The organism is Kribbella sp. NPDC049174 (genome assembly GCF_043197365.1).
Taxonomy (GTDB): domain Bacteria; phylum Actinomycetota; class Actinomycetes; order Propionibacteriales; family Kribbellaceae; genus Kribbella.
Genome location: NZ_JBICSZ010000011.1, coordinates 1 through 19,034 on the forward strand (window position 1 = coordinate 1; position 19,034 = coordinate 19,034).

18 protein-coding genes and 1 tRNA gene are annotated in these 19,034 nt (G+C 67.8%); 6 read left to right on the plus strand and 13 right to left on the minus strand.

Going from position 1 to position 19,034, the window contains the following annotated elements:
• Positions 1-60 precede the first annotated feature (60 nt).
• The 7 genes from ACGFIF_RS37840 to ACGFIF_RS37870 form a co-directional block, all read right to left on the minus strand.
• Positions 61-567: a hypothetical protein gene (locus ACGFIF_RS37840; RefSeq protein ID WP_393161441.1), complete on the minus strand. Its 507-nt coding sequence runs from the start codon at positions 565-567 to the stop codon at positions 61-63.
• Between the two features lie 238 nt (positions 568-805).
• Positions 806-934: a hypothetical protein gene (locus ACGFIF_RS37845; RefSeq protein WP_393161443.1), complete on the minus strand. Its 129-nt coding sequence runs from the start codon at positions 932-934 to the stop codon at positions 806-808.
• A 442-nt stretch (positions 935-1,376) separates the two neighbouring features.
• Positions 1,377-2,165 (minus strand): hypothetical protein, encoded by a 789-nt coding sequence (locus ACGFIF_RS37850; RefSeq protein WP_393161445.1) that lies wholly within the window; start codon positions 2,163-2,165, stop codon positions 1,377-1,379.
• Positions 2,166-2,182: 17 nt separating this feature from the next.
• Positions 2,183-2,674, minus strand: coding sequence for a SigE family RNA polymerase sigma factor (locus ACGFIF_RS37855; RefSeq protein WP_393161447.1), 492 nt, complete (start codon positions 2,672-2,674; stop codon positions 2,183-2,185).
• Between the two features lie 516 nt (positions 2,675-3,190).
• Positions 3,191-3,263 (minus strand) — tRNA-His (locus tag ACGFIF_RS37860).
• 30 nt (positions 3,264-3,293) lie between these two features.
• A complete protein-coding gene (orn, locus tag ACGFIF_RS37865) occupies positions 3,294-3,941 on the minus strand; it encodes an oligoribonuclease (protein WP_393161449.1) in 648 nt (215 codons plus the stop codon).
• Between the two features lie 83 nt (positions 3,942-4,024).
• The gene (locus ACGFIF_RS37870; RefSeq protein WP_393161451.1) at positions 4,025-4,963 is read right to left on the minus strand and encodes a class I SAM-dependent methyltransferase; all 939 of its coding nucleotides are present in this window, start codon (positions 4,961-4,963) and stop codon (positions 4,025-4,027) included.
• A gap of 216 nt (positions 4,964-5,179) precedes the next feature.
• On the opposite strand from ACGFIF_RS37870, the gene ACGFIF_RS37875 reads away from it, so the two are divergent.
• Genes ACGFIF_RS37875 through ACGFIF_RS37885 form a run of 3 tightly spaced genes read left to right on the plus strand, consistent with a single transcriptional unit; the run spans position 5,180 to position 9,306 of the window.
• Positions 5,180-8,383, plus strand: a complete 3,204-nt coding sequence (locus ACGFIF_RS37875; protein WP_393161453.1) for a tetratricopeptide repeat protein — start codon at positions 5,180-5,182, stop codon at positions 8,381-8,383.
• Between the two features lie 33 nt (positions 8,384-8,416).
• Positions 8,417-8,830, plus strand: a complete 414-nt coding sequence (locus ACGFIF_RS37880; protein ID WP_393161455.1) for a M23 family metallopeptidase — start codon at positions 8,417-8,419, stop codon at positions 8,828-8,830.
• On the plus strand, positions 8,827-9,306 hold the full coding sequence (locus ACGFIF_RS37885) for a GNAT family N-acetyltransferase (protein WP_393161457.1): 480 nt from the start codon (positions 8,827-8,829) through the stop codon (positions 9,304-9,306). The genes ACGFIF_RS37880 and ACGFIF_RS37885 overlap by 4 nt, the downstream gene beginning before the upstream one ends.
• A gap of 46 nt (positions 9,307-9,352) precedes the next feature.
• On the opposite strand, the gene ACGFIF_RS37890 is transcribed toward ACGFIF_RS37885, so the two are convergent.
• Together ACGFIF_RS37890 and ACGFIF_RS37895 are read right to left on the minus strand one after the other, a co-directional pair.
• Positions 9,353-9,556 (minus strand): cold-shock protein, encoded by a 204-nt coding sequence (locus ACGFIF_RS37890; RefSeq protein ID WP_132207650.1) that lies wholly within the window; start codon positions 9,554-9,556, stop codon positions 9,353-9,355.
• 185 nt (positions 9,557-9,741) lie between these two features.
• On the minus strand, positions 9,742-9,888 hold the full coding sequence (locus ACGFIF_RS37895; RefSeq protein ID WP_393161460.1) for a hypothetical protein: 147 nt from the start codon (positions 9,886-9,888) through the stop codon (positions 9,742-9,744).
• A gap of 135 nt (positions 9,889-10,023) precedes the next feature.
• On the opposite strand from ACGFIF_RS37895, the gene ACGFIF_RS37900 reads away from it, so the two are divergent.
• The 3 genes from ACGFIF_RS37900 to ACGFIF_RS37910 are packed head-to-tail and all read left to right on the plus strand — an operon-like array spanning position 10,024 to position 13,586.
• Positions 10,024-10,830, plus strand: a complete 807-nt coding sequence (locus ACGFIF_RS37900; RefSeq protein ID WP_393161462.1) for a hydroxypyruvate isomerase family protein — start codon at positions 10,024-10,026, stop codon at positions 10,828-10,830.
• A gap of 12 nt (positions 10,831-10,842) precedes the next feature.
• The gene (gene gcl / locus ACGFIF_RS37905; protein ID WP_393161464.1) at positions 10,843-12,612 is read left to right on the plus strand and encodes a glyoxylate carboligase; all 1,770 of its coding nucleotides are present in this window, start codon (positions 10,843-10,845) and stop codon (positions 12,610-12,612) included.
• Positions 12,612-13,586, plus strand: a complete 975-nt coding sequence (locus ACGFIF_RS37910; RefSeq protein ID WP_393161466.1) for a 2-dehydropantoate 2-reductase — start codon at positions 12,612-12,614, stop codon at positions 13,584-13,586. The genes gcl and ACGFIF_RS37910 overlap by 1 nt, the downstream gene beginning before the upstream one ends.
• Positions 13,587-13,750: 164 nt before the next feature.
• Here ACGFIF_RS37910 and ACGFIF_RS37915 read toward each other — a convergent pair whose 3' ends face one another.
• The 4 genes from ACGFIF_RS37915 to ACGFIF_RS37930 all read right to left on the minus strand — a co-directional run bounded on the left by ACGFIF_RS37915 (position 13,751) and on the right by ACGFIF_RS37930 (position 18,964).
• On the minus strand, positions 13,751-15,499 hold the full coding sequence (locus ACGFIF_RS37915) for a beta-galactosidase family protein (RefSeq protein WP_393161468.1): 1,749 nt from the start codon (positions 15,497-15,499) through the stop codon (positions 13,751-13,753).
• Between the two features lie 30 nt (positions 15,500-15,529).
• Positions 15,530-16,879: an ABC transporter substrate-binding protein gene (locus ACGFIF_RS37920; RefSeq protein WP_393161470.1), complete on the minus strand. Its 1,350-nt coding sequence runs from the start codon at positions 16,877-16,879 to the stop codon at positions 15,530-15,532.
• Between the two features lie 26 nt (positions 16,880-16,905).
• On the minus strand, positions 16,906-17,820 hold the full coding sequence (locus tag ACGFIF_RS37925) for a carbohydrate ABC transporter permease (protein WP_393161472.1): 915 nt from the start codon (positions 17,818-17,820) through the stop codon (positions 16,906-16,908).
• A gap of 238 nt (positions 17,821-18,058) precedes the next feature.
• Complete coding sequence (locus ACGFIF_RS37930; RefSeq protein ID WP_393161474.1) at positions 18,059-18,964, minus strand: carbohydrate ABC transporter permease; 906 nt, start codon at positions 18,962-18,964, stop codon at positions 18,059-18,061.
• Positions 18,965-19,034: the final 70 nt, after the last annotated feature.

The window sequence follows — 19,034 nt, forward strand, 5'->3', positions numbered from 1 at the left end:
ACCGCGCGAGCCTTGACCTCGGGATCGATCCTCTTGCGCACGTCCTGCATCCTTCCAAACTCAGAAAGATGCGGCATCAAACCTGGGGCGCTTCATCCGTGCGGTCTGGGTCAGAGAAGCGTCGATCTCGAACGGGACACGCCCACCTGGCCATCGAAAACCGGCGCCCGGAATGATCACCGCCCCCTCAGGGAGTTCCGGTGGCACGTCGACATCAGAGACGATCGAACCGGGCCGGACTCCACGATGGAGGCCGACACTGGCGTCACGGGCGCCTTCGCGCAGCGCCTCGGCGGCAGCCGTGAGTGCCTCGACCGTGCCCAGGATGATGTCGCCCTCGAAGTAGGCGACGCCGTCGAGGTCCGTGTACTCGACGGCGCGAGCGTCAAACGTGGTGCCACTGATCAGTGCGGTCCCGACCTGACCATCTCCACTGAGCTCGAGCGCCGCCTGGACATCTGGCGATTCGGCCGGCTCGGATTGCTTCCGCGAGGCAGTCTTCTTCGACGCATCCTTCTTCGACGACGCATCCTTCTTCGCCGTCTTCTTGGAGCGTGGCGGTGTCATGTGTTGCCACCTCCGTTCCGCGTGCCGGCCGAGCCGGCAATGCGACCTCCCACTTGCACGTTCATGTTGCCCCCCTTGCGCCCATGCTCTTGATGTTGTTGCCGCTGAGAATTTCCTGGATGGGTCGAGCAAAACCCCGTTGAGAGTTATTCGTTTCCACCAGTTGTGGCGGACGCCAAAAAATACGACGAACCAAGCCTGGTCGTCGCCGATTGCGTCCGCAGCCGACTGGTAATTGTCACTGAACTTCTTGCGGCTCGCCAGCAAGCACGCTGGCGTCGGCGCGCGTGATGATGTTCCTGTTCATGATGTTGCCCCCTGCAACCTGGCCGCCGTCGCCGAGATGGACTGTGCGGCGCTGCCCCACTTCCCCTCATACTCCTTGTTTTGATTCAGCGCAAGAGTTCGGGAAGGGGAGGGTCGCGCAAGCTCCATCGAAAACAATCGTTTATGTCAAACAATCTGGCAATCGACCCGGACAAGGTCGGCCTAATCCTGGCCGTCGTCGCCGGGCCTGGATTTCACGACCGATCGGCCCAAGGATTACTGGTTTGCTCGAGTCAAACTCTCCGTTGAATCCTTGCAACGACCTCGGAGAGGGTCGTGGCGCTGCCGTACGGCGAAGATGGCCGGGGATGACTGGATCGCGTCGACCACGCGGTCGACCTGGCAGCACTATCTGTTGTTCTCGGATGACACCTTGAGCGACACGCTCACCTGTATGCCCTGAGCACGCCGGTCGGCCGCCCCACCCGGGTCGGCACAGGCAAGCCAGGGGCCCGGCTGTGGGTGCAGCCGGGCCTCTGGGGTTACTTGGTCTTGGTGGGGGGAGTGGCACCCTTCGTCGGCTTCACTACGGTGCTTGTCGCGGGGAGCTTCCAGGACTTGCTTTGGGCGAGTGTGGAGAGCTGGGCGACGGTGAAGAGGGGCTTGGGGCGGGTGTGGGGGGAGCCCTTCTCGGCTGGGGCGTTGTAGCTGGTCAGGCTGATGATGCGGCCGTCGGGTAGGCGTCGCACGACGTAGTTGCTCAGTACGCCGTCCTTGTTGCGGTTACCCGGGTACTCCGGCTGGGTGGCCAGGCTGAACAGCGTTGAGCCGTCCGGGAGCGTCGTACACGCGGCACTCGGGGTGGCACAGCGGTTCTCCTCACCGCCACCGGTCAGCAGGACCTCGACGCGCGACACTCCCTTGCCGTCGTCGACCAGGTACGCCGCTCCGAGTGCGCTCTTGTCACCCCAGGTCTGCGGCTTCGACAGTGTGAGGCCCGGTGCCTGGAGGAGCGCCTTCAACGTGGTCAGCGCCTCCTTCGAGGTGGCCGGCTTCGCGCTGGGTGTCGTGTGCGCGCTGGCTGACGGTGTCGGCGTCGTACCCGCGACCGCGGCGTCGGATGGGCGGCCGAGCACCTGGGTCGCGCCGACCACGAGGCCTGCGGTCGCCAGTACGGCGCCTGCCCCGGTGACCGTGAGGAGCGTCGTACGGCGGCGGCGTAGGCGCAGGCCCTGCTGGACGGTGCGTTCGAGCAGGTCGGTGGAGGCCGGCTCGAGGTTCTCGGTGGCCCGGTGCATCAGACCGGGCAGGGTGTCGTTCAGGTTGTTCATGAGTTCTCCCGGTGAGGTCAGTGGGCGATCAGCTGGGCGGCGCCGTCGCCGAGGACCGCACGCAGGCGGTCGAGGGCGCGGGACGTCCGGGTGGTGATCGCGCTGGCGTTCTTGCCGAGATCGAGCGCGACCTGCTCAACGCTGCGATCTTCGAAGAACCGCAGCACCAGCACCGCCCGATCCAGTGGCGCCAGCTCCGCCAACGCACTCTGCAGTGACAACCGCAACTCAGGGTCACCAACCCGCTCGGCCCGCTCCGGCACCTCCGCCGTCGGCCGCTCCGACCAACTCCGCCGCCGACGCTGCGAGATGAACGTCCGGGCCAACGCGGCCCGCGCATACGCGGTCGGGTTGTCAATCCGCTGCCAGGTCTTCAACATGTTCGCGAGCGTGTCCTGCACCAGATCCTCGGCATGATGCCGATCCCCCGTCAGCAACCAGGCAGTCCGGTACAACTGCGGAATCCGCGCCCGCGCGAACTCCTCGAAATCCTCCGCCGTAGCCCTCATCGCAGCCCTTCGATCGACGCTCCTGCCTACAAGACGCATCGACCGGCCCGGCAGATCACACCCAGCTCAGAAGACCTTCGACAACACCCACACCGCAAACGCCAGAAACCCCACCACAAACGTGACCACCAGCACAGCCCCGTACCCCAACCACAAACTCCCAGAAGACTTCACCGTGCCATCCTGCCAGCAGCCGAGCGAAGCGAAGGCCAACCCGACGTCGGTGAGTACCCACAGCCGCCGAGCGAAGCGAAGGCCAACCCCGACCGCGCGAGTACCCACAGCCGCCGAGCGAAGCGAAGGCCAACCCCGACAACGGTGAGCAGCCACCGCAGCCGAGCGAAGCGAAGGCTCAAGCCCGACGGCGGCGAGCAACCGTAGCCGCCGAGCGAAGCGAAGGCGCAGGGGGTGCGGGTGGCGGAGCCCCCGCTCGCGCGGAGCGAAGCGACCGCGCACAAAATGCCGAAGGCGACCCGGTCCGCGCTCTCCGCGGACACAGATCGCCCATCGCCTTCGGGTGAGTGACGGGACTTGAACCCGCGACCACCTGGACCACAACCAGGTGCTCTACCAGCTGAGCTACACCCACCATTGCCGCCTTACTGCGACGGCTGAGCAATCATAGCGATGATGGCCGATTACCAGAAATCGGGTCTGGGGTCGCCCCGTTGCCGGTGTCGGACACCAGGCTGGCGGCGGCGCGGGCGGTGTCGGAGTCGGGGCCGGGCTGGGGGACGAAGACGGTCTGGCGGTAGTACCTGAGCTCGGCGATGCTCTCGGTGATGTCGGCCAGGGCGCGGTGGTTGCCGGTCTTGGCCGGGGTCGCGTAGTAGACCCGCGGGTACCAGCGCCGGACGAGTTCCTTGATCGAGCTGACGTCGACGTTGCGGTAGTGCAGGTGGGCCTCGACCCGGGGCATGTCGCGGACCAGGAAGGTCCGGTCGGTGCCGACGGAGTTGCCGGCCAGCGCGGCCTTGCGCGGCTCCTTGACGTACCCGGAGATGAAGTCGAGCACCTGCTGTTCGGCGTCGGCGAGCGGGATCCCGTGCGGGAGCTCGGCGAGCAGACCGGATTCGGTGTGCATGTCGCGGACGAAGTCGCCCATCTGCTCGAGCGCGGCCGGGGGTGGCGCGATCACCAGGTCGATCCCGTCACCGAGCACGTTCAGTTCGTAATCGGTGACGAGCACCGCGACCTCGATCAGGGCATCTGCCGCCAGATCGAGGCCGGTCATCTCGCAGTCGATCCACACCAGCCGGTCGTTCATGGGCACCCACCTTACGGTGACGGGCCGACAGCGTCGCGCCGACCGGCCCCGAGCGGCGCGTGGCGTTTCTCTCCCGTACGCCGTCAGCGTGGTGCGTGGCCGATATGGATGCTCCGCACGGACAGTACGGCGAGGTCGGTCCGCCGCCCCAGGTAGTGCTCGCTCTCCGGATCCAGCAACTGCTTCCACAGCGCCAGATCCTCCGGCGACAGCCACTCCTGGGTCTCCCCATGCCCATCATCATGACCATGACCATGACCATGACCATGACCATGACCGTGGCCATGCCCATGGCCGTGCCGCGACGAGGCGTCCGGGTCCAGCCAGTCCACCCGGTGCTGGAACTGGGCGATGAGCCGATCACGCTGCTCATCGGACAGCGGCGCCGGTGACTCGCTCAGGATGCTTCGAGTGGTCACGTCGGTGAGTCCGGCCCGGGTCAGCGCATCGGTCCAGCCGTACGGCATCGGCACAGTGCCCGGCAGCGCGTCCCGCATCGCCGCGAACCACTTGTCCTGCGCCAGGTCCAGCCGCAGCTCCAGTCCGGGCTCGCCCACTCCCAGGTCCCACGGCAGGCTCCGCGTCGGCAGACCGCCCTCCGCGAGCGCCAGCCGCCCACCCGGCGCCAGCAACGACGCCAGCGCGTCGACGGCCGCCTGCTGGTCCGCCGCATGGTGGACCGAGGCCGACGCCCAGATCAGGTCGGCCGGCGCGTCGATTGCCTTGCGCAACGATTCGGCACCGTCGTCCATCGAGGCCAGCTCACACCGGACCGCTCCGGCCGTGTGCTCGCGCGCCTGCTCCAGTACGTCGGGATCCGCGTCGATCGCGACCACCGTCGTACCCGCCGGCATGGCCTCGGCCAGCGCTTTCGCCATCCCACCGCCACCGCAGCCGACGTCCACGGCCACCTTGTCGCTGTCCCGGACCAGGCTCGTGGCAACGGTCGCGTTCCACTCGGCCTCGTTCGCCGCGGACGCCCGCAGCCGCCCGGCCTCTTCACTCCACTCGATCTCCACCATGGGTCCAGTCTCCGCCGAGCCGGCGCCAACCCCATATCTCGTTGCCATTCCGGCAACAGGCCGTTCCGAAAACGGGTTGTTGTCCCAGGCATCCGGGAGGTTGCCCGGGCCGGCCGGGAGATTGTGACGTTCAACCGGGAGATCAGGGCTGGCACGGTTGCGGTGGGTCGGCTGGGGTGCTGTCCTGTTCGGGTCTGGGGAGGAGGTGGGCGGCCGGTGGAATCCGTGGCGGGGACGGTGGGGCGGCCCCGGTTGGCGACGTTGCTGGACGAGGGCGCACAGCGGCGGCTGCTGACCGTGGTGGCGGATGCCGGGTTCGGTAAGTCGACCTTGCTGAGCTCCTGGGCGGCCGGGCGTCCGTGCGCCTGGCACACGGTCCGTACGGAGGACGCATCGCTCGCCGCGATGGTGTCCGGTCTGGTCGCAGCCCTGCGTCGCCAGGTGCCTGCTCTGGAAGCCATCCCGGCCGAGTTGCAGAGTCCTCGCGGTCCGGATGCCGATGCCGAGCAGGAGACCCGTGCGCTCGCGTACGCCACTCTCCTCGCCGACGCCCTGGAGCAGAACCTCAGCGGTGACCTCGTCCTCGTCCTCGACGACCTGCACGAGATCGATCCGGCGGCTCCCGCCGCCCGACTGATCGACGGCCTGGTTCGCACCGCACCGGCGTACCTCCATCTGGTCGTTGCCTCGCGCACCCAGATGCCCTTCGGCATCGACCGCCTCCGGGGTCGTGGTCAGGTGCTGGAGATCGACGCCACCGCCCTCGCGTTCACAGTCCCCGAGACCCTCGCCGTACTGCAGAAGGTGCTCGGCGAAGGCACCGACGACCTCGCCGAGTCGTTGCAGACCGCAGTTCAGGGCTGGCCGGCCGCCGTACGCCTGGCTGTGGAAGCGCTCCGGACTGCGCCGGCCGAGGAGCGTGCCAGCCGGTTGCGACGGGCCCTGCGGTCGGACGGCCCGCTGTACGACTACCTGGCCGAGGAGGTCTTCGCAGCGGAGCCTCCAGCGGTACGACGCTTGGTCGCGGGCGTGGCTGTATTGCCCCGGTTCGGATCCGAGCTGTGTAAGGCGATAGGCCTCACGGACAGCGCAGAGACCCTCCAACAGCTCCGCACCAGGGGGCTACTCGTCTCGGCCGGTGAGGCGGACGGCTACGAGCTCAACCCACTGGTGAGGAACTTCGCCAAGGACAGGCTCGCCGTGGACGAGCAGGAGCTGACTGAGCTCTCGCTGGAAGCCGGCAAGTGGTTCGAGTCGACAGGAGAGTACCGGGACGCGCTGGCCTGCTACCAAGCCGTTGCCCCGGCAGCGGCCGCCCGCATGCTGGCGGAGCGGGGCCATGTGATGGTCAGCGGTGGTCTGGCCGAGATCGTGGTCGCTGCCGTCGCCGCACTGCCCGCCGAGCTGCGTGACGCCGCCTTGGACCAGTTGGAAGGTGAAGCCCGGCAGGTGCTCGGTGACTGGCAGGGCGCGGTGGAGTGCTTCGACCGGATCATCGAGCCCGAGGGGGAGATCCCGGTCGGCATCGCCTGGCGTCTCGGACTGATCCACCACCTGCGCGGTCAGACGGATGTGGCGATCGCGACGTACCAGCGCGGCCGCATCGACGGGCAGCACCCGACGGACGAGGCTCTGCTGCAGGCGTGGTGGGCGGGTGCGCACTGGCTGCGCGGCGAGTTCGAGGAGTGCCGGGCGCTGATCACCGCCGCACATAAGACGGCCAAGATCTCCGGAGACGACGGGGCCCTGGCCATCGCCCACACCGTCCTCGCCATGCTGGCAGCGGTCGACAGCGACCCGCACAGCAACTTCATCCACTACGTACGAGCGCTGGAGCACGCCGAGCGGGCCGGCGACCTCCTGCAGTCGATCCGGATCCGGGTGAACCGTTCTTCGCACCACATCGCGGAGGGCGACTACGCACTCGGTCTGAAGGAGTTGGAGATCGCCCTGGAGCTAGCGGACCGTGCAGGCTTCGCGGTGTTCCGGGCACTGGCGCTGAACAACCGTGGCGAGGCTCTGCTCAGGCTGGGCCGGTTGGACGAGGCCATCGGCGAGCTGGAGGCGTCGCGAGCGCTCTACCAGAAGCTGGACTCCAAGCGGGTCGCTCAGCCGCTGTCCGTCCTCGGCGAGGTCTACCGCGAGCGCGGTGACCGTGCGATGGCCAGAGCCTGCTTCGAGGAGGCCAACGCGATCGCCGAAGAGACCAAGGACATGCAGGCTCTGGTGCCTTCGCTGGCCGGTCTCGCCCGGGTGCTCGCCGTCGAGGAGCCGCAGCGCGCCGCCGAGCTGGCCGCACTGGCTCGCCAGGCAGTTGCCTATGGCCCTGTCCTCGGCCTCTCCGGTGCACTGGTCGCACTGGGCTGGGTCACCCTGCACGCCGGCAACCAGACCGAGGCTGCGGCCACTGCAGAGGAAGCAGCCGCGCTGTGCCGCAAGCGACGCGACCGCGCCGGCCTGGCCGACGCCCTGGAGTTGCTCGCCGCTGCAGGCGGTGGCGAGGTGCTGCACGAGGTCCTGAACATCCGCAGCGAGTTGGGCGACCAGTTAGGTCAGGCACGGGCGGAGCTGATGCTTGCCAAGCGCACCAACGGTCCGGAAAGCCGTGAGCTCGCACTGCGCGCCCACCAGCAGTTCCTGGCCGCGGGAGCGACTAGGTACGCGGCAGCAGCGCTGGCAGCCAGCGACGAGACCGGCCCCGTTCCCGTCCGGGTCGAGTGCCTAGGCGGCTTCCGCGTGCTCCGGCACGGCAAGGCGGTCCAGCTGGGGGAGTGGCCGTCGAAGAAGGCCCGTGACCTGCTGAAGATCCTGGTGGCACGTCGCTGCCGCCCGGTTGCCCGCGTGCAACTGCTGGACCTGCTCTGGCCGGAGCAGGACGAGTCGGTCGCCTCACCCAGGCTGTCCGTGGCTCTGTCGACCGTGCGGTCCGTACTCGACCCCGAGAAGAGGTACTCCGCGGACCACTTCGTCGGCGCGGACCGGGCCACCATCTGGCTCGACGGCGAGCAGACGGGCGTGGACGTGGAGCTCTTCCTGCATGACGCGCGGGAGGGCCTCAACACGAGCGATTTGCGGTTGCTCCGAGCGGCAGAGGCGGCGTACAGCGGGGACTTCCTGGAGGAGGACGTGTACGCCGACTGGGCTGCCGGAATGCGTGAGGAGGCCCGGGCCCTGTACGTCCGGGTGGCGCGGGTGCTGGCCGAGCGGGGCCGGCGTGACCCCGACGCGGCGGCTGGGTACCTGCTCCGGATCCTGCAGCGGGATCAGTACGACGAACGCGCTCATCTGGGCCTGGTATCGGCGTTCCAGGCGAGTGGTGCGCATGGTGAAGCACGTCGGGCGTACCGCACCTACGTGCAGCGGATGGCCGAGCTCGAGGTCGAGCCAGCGCCCTATCCGGCGGTGCCGGCCCGGCTTTAAGACTTTCTGAAGGTCCGACCGCACCATCTGACCATGGCAGCGCCGGTACACAACCCAGTGGTGGTCCGCGAGTACGACGGGGCGGGTCACCCCGGTCGCGACTACGGCACCGAACCAGGCACTCCGGTCAGGGCGACCCTGGCCGGTGTGGTGGTCCAGGTCGTGGTCGACCGGGTCGTGATCGAGTCGAACGCGATCTGGCACGTCTACGACCATTTGTCCGAACTCACGGTCAACCAGGGGGAGACCGTGGAGACGGGAGATCAGCTGGGGGTCGCTGCCGGTCCGCAACTGCACTACGAGGAGCGGGTGGCGCCGTACGGGGTGGGGGACCAGCGGAGTCCGCAGTTCGATCTGCGGACGAATGCCCAGATGCGGATGGTGGCGCAGGGCGGGTCGGTCGAGGAGGGAGCGACCGAGCCGTCCGGCGCTACCGTTGAGGCGTGATCGCCACCACATTCCGCACCGCCCGGCTCGCCATGCTCCCGTTGCAGGTCGAGTACGCGCCGGAGATGGCCAAAGTCCTCGCTGACCCGGCCCTCTACACGTTCACCGGTGGCGAGCCGCCCTCCGTGGAGAGCTTGGAGAACCGCTACCGCCGTCAGCTCGCCGGACCGGGTCGTGACGACGAGCACTGGCTCAACTGGGTGATCCAGTACGACGACCAACTCGTCGGCTACGTGCAGACGACAGTCACCGGCAGTACGGCGGAGATCGCCTGGGTCGTCGGCACCGATTGGCAGGGACGCGGCTACGCGAAGGAGGCCGCCCAGGGGCTGGTCGCCTGGCTGGACGAGCAGGGTGTCGAGCGGATCATCGCCCACGTCCACCCCGACCACGCCGCCTCAGCGGCGATCACCGCGGCCGCTGGTCTCATCCGTACCGACCAGTTGGACGACGGCGAGTATCTCTGGACCACATGACAACAGACCCGGCCCCCTGAGGGGACCGGGTCTGTCGAAGTGAGGCTCAGACCGGGCGGACGTTCTCCGCCTGCAGGCCCTTCGGGCCCTGGGCTACGTCGAACTCGACCTTCTGGTTCTCCTCGAGCGACCGGAAACCGTCGGTCGCGATCGCCGAGTAGTGCACGAAGACGTCGGCGCCGCCGCTGTCCTGGGTGATGAAGCCGAAGCCCTTCTCACCGTTGAACCACTTCACTGTTCCGCTGGCCATGCTGTACTCCTTTGTGGGCCCATGATGGGCACGGGTCGGGCCCGACGGGTGCCGGCGCCCGGGTTGCCGCAACGAGCCCTCCCACAACAGACCTGGGTCTGGAATGAGAAAACGCCCGGCGGATCACAATCCGCGGGCGCTTCGCAACGAACGTGGAACTGCAAAAACTGCAACCATCAGAAACCCTAGCAGACCGCCAACCATCCGTCAGCCCGCAGTACGTCGTACTCGTCCGGTGTGCCCGCCAAGACGCACACTCTGAGTGACCGCACCCGCGCGCCCGTCAGGTCTTGCTCAGCATCCGGCAGCAACCACATCCGCGGCCACGTCATCCAGCCATCCTCTCAAAAGACGGCCAGGGCGCTCGGGAAACTGGCGAGCGCTTGCCGGGAGTGTGATCTTGACCGCATTCGGGCTCCCGCCTACTGTATCCCGTATACCAAGCCCCTCCGGAAGGTGGGACACTCATGCACTCTGCGCGTTATGCGGTCAACTGCTCGATCCTGTTCACCGAACTCCGGCTGCTGGAGAGACCCGCGGCCGCGCGGCAGGCCGGCTTCGGCGCGGTCGAGTTCTGGTGGCCCTTCGACACCCCGCTGCCCGGTGACGCCGAGGTGGACGCGTTCGAACGCGCCATCCGCGACGCCGGTGTGCGGCTCGTCGGACTGAACTTCGCGGCCGGCGACATGCCCGGCGGCGACCGCGGTCTGGTCTCCTGGCCGCAGCGATCACTGGAGTTCCGCGACAACATCGCGGTCACCCTCGGCATCGGCGAGCGACTCGGTTGCCGCGCCTTCAACGCGTTGTACGGCAACCGCGTCGACGGCGTCCGGCCCGAGGTCCAGGACGACCTGGCCGCCGAGAACCTGGCCCTCGCCGCCACCGCGGCCGGCTCCTTCGGCGGCGTCGTACTGGTCGAACCGGTCAGTGGTGCAGACCGCTATCCACTCCGTACGGCGGCCGACGCCGTCGCAGTCATCGACCGGGTCCAGGACGAGGCCGGCGTCACCGGCATCGGACTGCTCGCCGACCTCTACCACCTGACCGTCAACGGGGACGACGTGACGACGGCGATCTCGACGTACGCGGACCGGATCGCGCACGTCCAGCTCGCCGACGCACCCGGCCGGAACGAACCCGGCACCGGGAAGATCCCGATCGACCAGCATCTCGCCGAGCTGCGAACCGCCGGGTACGACGGCTGGATCGGGCTGGAGTACAGGCCGTCCAGTACGACGGCCGAGAGCTTCGACTGGATCGCGCACACCGACTGAAAGGCAGCTGGCATGCCCCGAATGACCGCCGCCCGCGCCGCCGTGGAGATCCTTCGCCGCGAAGGCATCACCCATTTGTTCGGCCTGCCCGGAGCGGCCATCAACCCGTTCTACTCCGCCGTGCGTGCCCAAGGCGAGCTCCAGCACGTGCTGGCCCGGCACGTCGAGGGCGCCTCGCACATGGCCGAGGGCTACACCCGGGCCGCACCCGGCAACATCGGCGTCTGCGTCGGTACGTCGGGACCGGCCGGAACCGACATGATCACCGGCCTGTACTCCGCGAGCGCCGACTCGATCCCGATCCTGTGCATCACCGGCCAGGCCCCGGTCGCCAAGCTGCACAAGGAGGACTTCCAGGCGGTCGACATCGCCGAGATCGCCAAGCCGGTCGCCAAGTGGGCCGTCACGGTGATGGAGCCGGCCCAGGTCCCCGGCACGTTCCAGAAGGCGTTCAAGCTGATGCGCGAAGGCCGGCCGGGCCCGGTGCTGATCGACCTGCCGCTGGACGTCCAGTTCGCCGAGATCGACTTCGATCCCGACCTCTACGCGCCGCTCCCGATCGCCACCCCGCGGGCCACCGTCGCCCAGGCCGAATCGGTACTGCGGATGCTCGCCGCATCGGAACGCCCGTTGATCGTGGCCGGCGGCGGCATCATCAACTCGGATGCCTCCGACCTGCTGGTCGAGTTCGCCGAGCTGACCGGAGTCCCGGTCGTCCCGACCCTGATGGGCTGGGGGAGCATCCCGGACGACCACCGGTTGATGGCCGGCATGGTCGGGCTGCAGACGTCACACCGCTACGGCAACGAGACCCTGCTCGCATCGGACCTGGTGATCGGCATCGGCAACCGCTGGGCCAACCGGCACACCGGGTCGGTGTCGACGTACACCAAGGACCGGAAGTTCGTGCACATCGACATCGAGCCGACCCAGATCGGCCGCGTGTTCGCACCGGACCTCGGGATCGTCTCGGACGCTCGCGCGGCCCTCGAAGTCCTGCTCCAGGTCGCCCGGCAGCAGGCTCCGCTTGCCGATCGGTCCGAGTGGACGGCGGCATGCCGCGACCGGAAGGAGACGCTGCATCGCCGTACGGACTTCGACAACGTGCCGGTGAAGCCGCAGCGGGTCTACCAGGAGATGAACAATGCCTTCGGACCCGAGACCCGGTACGTCTCCACGATCGGGTTGTCGCAGATACAGGCCGCCCAGATGCTGCACGTCTACCGGCCCCGGCACTGGATCAACGCCGGCCAGGCCGGACCGCTCGGCTGGACCGGACCGGCAGCGCTCGGTGTCGCGGTCGCGGACCCGGACGCAACCGTCGTGGCCCTGTCGGGTGACTACGACTTCCAGTTCCTGATCGAGGAGCTCGCGGTCGGGGCGCAGTTCAACATCCCCTACATCCACGTGGTGGTGAACAACGCCTACCTCGGTCTGATCCGGCAGGCGCAGCGCAGCCTGGACATGGACTACTGCGTCCAGCTTGCCTTCGACAACATCAACACTCCGGAGCTGGCCGGGTACGGCGTCGACCATGTGAAGGTCGCGGAAGGCCTTGGCTGCAAGGCGTTGCGGGTGTTCGAACCCGACGACATCCTGCCTGCTCTCGACGACGCCAAGAAGCTGCTCGTCGAGCACCGGGTACCGGTCGTCGTCGAGGTGATCCTGGAACGGATCACCAACGTGTCGATGGGCACCGAGATCGACAACGTCGTGGAGTTCGAGGAACTGGCCGGCATCGAGCACCCGGTTCCTACGCCGTCCGGACCGAGGAGGGACTGATGAAGGTAGCTGTTCTCGGCGCCGGAGCGATCGGTGCCTATGTCGGCGCGGCCCTGCACCGCGGCGGGACCGAGGTGCACCTGATCGCTCGCGGCGCCCACCTGGAGGCGATCCGGTCCGGCGGCGTGAAGGTACTCAGCCCACGCGGCGACTTCGAGGCCCGTACGCCGGCCACCGACGACCCGGCCGAGGTCGGCCCGGTCGACTACGTCTTCCTGGGACTGAAGGCCAACTCCTACGCCACCGCGGGCCCGTTGATCGAGCCGTTGCTGCACGACAAGACCGTCGTCGTCGCCGCGCAGAACGGCATCCCGTGGTGGTACTTCCACGGTCTCAAAGGCCCGTACGAAGGTCGCCGGATCGAGTCGGTCGACCCCGGCGGGTCGGTGACCGACGTGCTGGCGCTGGACCGGGCCGTCGGCTGTGTCGTGTACTGCTCGACCGAGCTCGAGGGACCGGGCGTCGTACGCCATCTGGAAGGCACCCGGTTCTCGATCGGGGAACCGGCCGGTGGCATCTCCGACCGGTGTGTCGCCTTCAGTGAGGCGATGATCGCCGGCGGGCTGAAGTGCCCGGTGGAGGAGGACATCCGCAAGGACATCTGGATCAAGCTGCTCGGCAACGCGGCGTTCAACCCGATCAGCGCGCTGGCCCGGGCGACGATGGTGGAGATCGCCACCCACGAGGGCACCCGGGCGATGGTCCGATTGATGATGGAGGAGTCGCTGGAAATCGCGGCCGCGGTCGGCTGCCATCCGGACATCTCGGTGGACAAGCGGATCAACGGCGCCGAGCGCGTCGGCGAGCACAAGACGTCCATGCTCCAGGATCTGGAGAAGGACAAGCCGCTCGAGCTCGACGTCATCCTCGCCGCCGTCGTCGAGCTGGCCGACCTCACCGGCACCCAGGCCCCGACCCTGCGTGCTGTCCACGCCGTTGCCGACCTGCTGGCCACCAAGGTCGGCGTCACCTGAAGGTCATGGGGCCTCCCGGCCTGGACTGAGGAGCGCAGGGAGCGAAGCGACTGGAGCGACGAGGGAAGGCCGGGAGGCCCCATGACCACGCCGGCGCCGAAGGCCCGGCCAATAGTAGAGCCAGGTGGGTCCGGCTACAGCGACGTCGGACCCACCTGTTCCACTTACAGCTCGGTAGGTCCCAGCGACATTCCGGAGACGAAGTGTGCAACGGGCTCGGCGATCACCTCGAGCTCCAGTACGACGAGTTCGTTGCGCCCCGGCCGCAGTACCGGACCCGGAACATACAGCGTCTCCTGCGGACCCCGGCGCCAGTAGCGGCCGAGGCAGAAGCCGTTGACCCAGGCAATCCCCTTGCCCCAGGCAACAGTAGACAGGAAGTGGTCGACCGGCTCGGCGACGTCGAAGCCGGCCCGCCACGCCGTGGGACCGACACCGGGGGCATCCGGCGTCAGGCCCACGGAGTCCCACAACTGCGGCACGCCGTCGAGGTCGATCACGCAGGCAGACCAGTCGGTCAGCTCCGATGAGCCGAGCTGGACCGGACCGATCAAGCCCTTGGGCTCCCCGATCCGCTGTCCGTAGTTCACCCGGCCCTGGTCCTCGACCACGATCTCGAGCCGGCCGCGTCCCTGCGGCACCATCAGCGCCCGGTCGTGTCGTTCCCGATCGAGTACGCCGATCGGGACGCCGTCCAGGAACACGTACGCCCGGTCCCGCACTTCGTCGAAACTCAGCAGTGCCGGCCGGTCCACGTCGATGTCGGTCCGGAAGAGGACCAGCCGCGCGTCCAAGGCGTCGAGCGTCGGCATGACCGGGTGCTCACTCCACTGACCCCAGGCCGTGGGGTCAGCGAGCAGCCGGATCGGCGCACCCAGCGCCGCGGAGGTTTCCGGCGCCGCCGCCCCCGACGCCGGGACAACGTCGGGGACCGGCGCGTACCGGGAGATGACCTCCCGGAAGGCGTGGAACTTCGCCGTCGGGTTCCCCGCCTCGTCCAAGGGGGCGTCATAGTCGTACGACGTGATGGTCGGCCGGTAGACGCCCTTGTCGTTGGCCCCGCTGGTCAACCCGAAGTTCGTGCCGCCGTGGACCATGTAGATGTTCACCGATGCACCCGCCGCGAGCAGTGCGTCCAGTTCGCCGGCCGCCTCCTCGACACTGGTCGTGTGGTGTTGTCCGCCCCAGTAGTCGAACCACCCGTCCCAGAACTCCATACACATCAACGGCCCGGTCGGCTGGTGCTTCCGCAGCGTCGCCAGCCGTTCGTCGGCCCGCGACCCGAACGATCCGGTCCGCAGTACGCCGTCCAGGCCGCCGGCCGCCAGCATCGCGTCGACCGGCTGGTCGACCGTCACCAGCGGCACCGTGATCCCGGCGGTCCGGATGATCTCGGCCACCGACTTCAGGTAGGTCTGGTCGTCGCCGAACGCGCCGTACTCGTTCTCGACCTGGACCAGCAGGACCGGTCCGCCCTGGTCCACCTGCAGCGGCCGGACGATCCGCAGTACCTGCTCCAGGTACTCGCGGACCGCCGCCATGAACTGTGGCTCGTTCCGGCGGACGCCCATACCTGGCTCGCGGAAGAGCCAGGCCGGGAGTCCGCCGTTGTCCCACTCCGCACAGATGTACGGACCGGGACGGACGATCGCGTACAGACCGGCCTCCGCGACCTGGCGGAGGAAGCGCTCGAGATCGAGCATTCCCTCGGTGCCGAAGACGCCACGGGCCGGGCTGTGCAGGTTCCACGGCACGTAGGTCTCGATGGTGTTGAGTCCCATCAGCCGAGCCTTCTCGATCCGGTCGGCCCAGTGCTGCGGGTGCACGCGGAAGTAGTGCAGCGCACCGGACAGGATCCGGAAGGGCTTGCCGTCGAGGAGGAAGTCGGACTCACCGATCGCGAAGTCGGTCATCGTTGTCTTTCTGGGCGGGCGGTTGGGGTGTCAGCCGTTGACCTGGAAACCCTGCTGATTGCCGTACGCAACCAGAGCGTCCTGCCAGGACTGCAGGCCGGTGTTCAGGTCGGACTTGGACTGGTACGACTTGCCGACAGTGTCGCCGTAGATGCTGTTGGCGTACAGCTCGTACGGCAGGTAGCTCCAGCCCTTGACGACCGAGCCGGCCGCGCCGGTGAGCACCTGGTTGATCTGCTGGCCGCCGAAGTACGCGCTCGGCTTGTCGACGAACGCCGGGTCCTTCAGGTCCGCCGTGGTGGCCGGGAAGCCGCCACTGGCCAGGAACGGCTTGACGCCCTCGTCGTGGTTCAGCCACCGCACGAAGGCCGCGGCCAGCGCCGGGTTGGCGCTCTGCTTCAGCACGGACTCGGTGCTGCCGCCGTTCTCGGCGGTCGCCGGCTGGCCGTCGTACGTCGGCATCGGGGCGACCCGCCACTTGCCCGCGCCGGCCTTGACCGACGCCTCCATCACACCCGGCATCCAGGCGCCGGTCGGCAGGGTGGCGATGGTGCCGTCGCCGAGGGCCTTGAACCACTCGTCGGTCCAGCCGGGGATCTGCGAGACCAGACCGCCCTCGACCAGCTGGTTCCAGGTCGAGGTCCACTTCTTGGAGCCGTCGTCCTGCAGATTGATGGTGATGTTCTTGCCGTCGGTCTTGAACGGCTGACCGCCGGCCTGCCAGATCATGCTGGTGGTGAAGCCGGCGTCACCGGAGTCGTTGGTGATGTAGGACTTCGGGTTGGCCGCGTGCAGCTTCTTCGCCGCGGCGACGTACTCGTCCCAGCTCTTCGGTACGGCGATCCCGTACTTGTCGAAGACCTCCTTGTTGTAGAACAGCGCCATCGGACCGGAGTCCTGCGGCAGACCGTAGAGACCGTCACCGGCGTGGACGGCGGCCCAGGTCGAGGCCGTGTAGGCGGACTCGTACTGGTTGAAGCCGTACTGGTTCAGGTCGACCAGCGAGCCGGGCAGCGCGAACTGCGGCAGCGCCTGGTACTCGATCTGCGCCACGTCCGGCGCACCCGAGCCGGCCTTGATCGCGTTCTGCAGCTTGGTGTAGTGGTCGTTGCCGGTGCCGGCGTTGACCAGGTTCACCTTGACGTTCGGGTACTGCTTCTGGAACGCCGCGACCTGAGCCTCGGCCGATGGTGTCCAGGTCCAGTACGTGATGGTGCCGCCCGCCTTGAGTGCGGCGTCGACCGCTTCGGCCGAGCCCGTGGTCTGGCTGCCGCTGCTGCCGGAGTTGTCCGAGCCGCCGCCGCATGCGGCCACGACCGCGAGGGCCGTGAGAGCGGCTCCGGCAACCACCAGTTGCCGGATGCGCCGATGTACCTTCATGGTGTTCCCTTTCATTTGACCCAGAGCTATTTGACGGAGCCTGCGCTCAGGCCCGACTGCCAGAACCGCTGGAGCAGGAGGAAGGCGACCACCAAGGGGACGATCGTCAGCAACGATCCGGTGATCACCAGGTTGTAGATGGGGCGGGCACCCACGCCGGTCGCCTGGTTGCTCCACTGGGTGAGCCCGACCGTGAGTGGGTAGAGGTTGGGTTTGCTGAGCATGATCAGCGGGAGGAAGTAGTTGTTCCAGGTCGACACCACCGCGAACAGCAGGGTGGTGACGATGCCGGGGGCAAGCAGTCGCAACGCGACGGTGAAGAAGATCCGGACCTCGCCGGCCCCGTCGATCCGGGCCGCCTCGAGCAGTTCCACCGGTACGGCGTCGGTCGAGTAGACCCACATCAGATACAGGCCGAACGGGCTGACCAGCGACGGGATGATGATCGCCCAGACGGTGTTGGTCAGACCGAGGTTCGAGAACATCAGGAACGTCGGCACCGCCAGCGCCGTCCCCGGTACGGCGACCGCACCCAGCAGGATCGCGAAGACCGCGCGGCGGCCGGCGAACTTGTACTTCGCCAGGCCGTAGCCGGCCGCCGTGGCAAGAAGAGTCGCTCCGCCCGCACCGACGACCACGTAGAGCACGGTGTTGCCGAGCCAGCGCAGGAAGATGCCGTCGTTGTAGGTCAGCGTGTCCCTGATGTTGGTGAAGAACGCGAAGCTCTTGCCGAACCACAGCCCCGGGCTGGACAGCAGATCGTTCTGCGTCTTGGTCGAGCTGATGAACAACCAGACCAGCGGGACCAGCGTGTAGATCAGGTAGAGCACCATCAGGCCGGTCAGCAACGGCGACCGCTTCGGCCGCAACGGCGACGTCGCCCTCTTCTTCGCGGTCCGTGTCGTACTGGTGATGCGAGGTACCCGCACAGTCGTGGTCATGGGGCCTCCCGGCCTGGACTGAGGAGCGGAGGGAGCCCGGTCATGGGGCCTCCCGGCCTGGACTGAGGAGCGCAGGGAGCGAAGCGACTGGAGCGACGAGGGAAGGCCGGGAGTTGAAGCCCCATGACCCGGCGCGCCGGAGGCGTGCCAATATGCACAGCGACTGGAGTGACGAGGGAAGGCCGGGAGCCAAGGCCCCATGACCCTGCCGGCGCCGGAGGCCCGGCCAAAAGCACAGTCACAGTGCCTCCCGGGATCCGCGCAGTTGGACGACGTACGCGATGATCGCGGTGATGACGCCCATCACGATCGCGACGGTGGCGGAGTAGTTGAACTGCTGGCCGGCGAAGGACAGGTTGTAGGCGTACATGTTCGGCGTGTAGTACGTGGTGATCACGTTCGGCGCCAGCGTGCGCAGGATGTTCGGCTCGTTGAACAGCTGGAAACTGCCGATGATCGAGAAGATGGTGGCGATCACGATCGCGCCGCGCAGCGCCGGCAGCTTCACCGCGCGGATGGTCCGGAACGTCCCGGCCCCGTCGATCGCGGCCGCCTCGTACAGCTCACCGGGGACCGTGCGCAGCGCCGAGTAGAAGATCAGCATGTTGTAGCCGACGAACTCCCAGGTGACGATGTTGGCGATCGACGGCAGCATCCAGCTGCCGCTCAGCGGCTGGATCGCGGTCGTCCCGAACAGCTCGTTCAGGTCGGCGGCCAGGCCGAAGTTGTTGCCGTAGATGTAGCCCCACATCAGCACCGCGACCACACCCGGTACGGCGTACGGCAAGAAGATCACGATCCGGAAGAACCCGGCCGCGTGCAACCGGGCGCTGTCGATGGCCAGCGCGGCCAGCAGGGCCAGGATCAGCATGATCGGCACCTGGACGACCAGGAACACCGCGACCCGGCCGAACGCCTCCCAGAACTTCGGGTCCTGCAGCGCCTCGGTGTAGTTGTCGAGGCCGACGAACACAGTCCCGCCGAAGAACGCCTGGTCCCGGAACAGGCTGAGGTAGATCGCGTACCCGATCGGCGCCAGGAAGGTGAGCGCGAACACGGCCAGGAACGGACCGACGAAGACCCATCCCTTCCCGTCCTGGCTGAACCTCCGGCGCCTTCGGCGCAGTGCTACGGACTGGCTCATCCCTCCGCCGGCCTCCTTCGAAACTCGTCGCCGACACGCGATGTTGACGTCAACATCGGTCGCCGAGACG

Bases quoted from the DNA above. Each gene is read 5' to 3' on its own strand.
- gcl (WP_393161464.1), top strand. From the start codon at position 10,843: ATGCCCCGAATGACCGCCGCCCGCGCCGCCGTGGAGATCCTTCGCCGC.
- ACGFIF_RS37855 (WP_393161447.1), bottom strand. From the start codon at position 2,674: ATGAGGGCTACGGCGGAGGATTTCGAGGAGTTCGCGCGGGCGCGGATT.
- ACGFIF_RS37930 (WP_393161474.1), bottom strand. From the start codon at position 18,964: ATGAGCCAGTCCGTAGCACTGCGCCGAAGGCGCCGGAGGTTCAGCCAG.
- ACGFIF_RS37870 (WP_393161451.1), bottom strand. From the start codon at position 4,963: ATGGTGGAGATCGAGTGGAGTGAAGAGGCCGGGCGGCTGCGGGCGTCC.
- ACGFIF_RS37920 (WP_393161470.1), bottom strand. From the start codon at position 16,879: ATGAAGGTACATCGGCGCATCCGGCAACTGGTGGTTGCCGGAGCCGCT.
- ACGFIF_RS37840 (WP_393161441.1), bottom strand. From the start codon at position 567: ATGACACCGCCACGCTCCAAGAAGACGGCGAAGAAGGATGCGTCGTCG.
- orn (WP_393161449.1), bottom strand. From the start codon at position 3,941: ATGAACGACCGGCTGGTGTGGATCGACTGCGAGATGACCGGCCTCGAT.
- ACGFIF_RS37850 (WP_393161445.1), bottom strand. From the start codon at position 2,165: ATGAACAACCTGAACGACACCCTGCCCGGTCTGATGCACCGGGCCACC.
- ACGFIF_RS37880 (WP_393161455.1), top strand. From the start codon at position 8,417: ATGGCAGCGCCGGTACACAACCCAGTGGTGGTCCGCGAGTACGACGGG.
- ACGFIF_RS37925 (WP_393161472.1), bottom strand. From the start codon at position 17,820: ATGACCACGACTGTGCGGGTACCTCGCATCACCAGTACGACACGGACC.
- ACGFIF_RS37915 (WP_393161468.1), bottom strand. From the start codon at position 15,499: ATGACCGACTTCGCGATCGGTGAGTCCGACTTCCTCCTCGACGGCAAG.
- ACGFIF_RS37895 (WP_393161460.1), bottom strand. From the start codon at position 9,888: ATGACGTGGCCGCGGATGTGGTTGCTGCCGGATGCTGAGCAAGACCTG.
- ACGFIF_RS37890 (WP_132207650.1), bottom strand. From the start codon at position 9,556: ATGGCCAGCGGAACAGTGAAGTGGTTCAACGGTGAGAAGGGCTTCGGC.
- ACGFIF_RS37910 (WP_393161466.1), top strand. From the start codon at position 12,612: ATGAAGGTAGCTGTTCTCGGCGCCGGAGCGATCGGTGCCTATGTCGGC.
- ACGFIF_RS37900 (WP_393161462.1), top strand. From the start codon at position 10,024: ATGCACTCTGCGCGTTATGCGGTCAACTGCTCGATCCTGTTCACCGAA.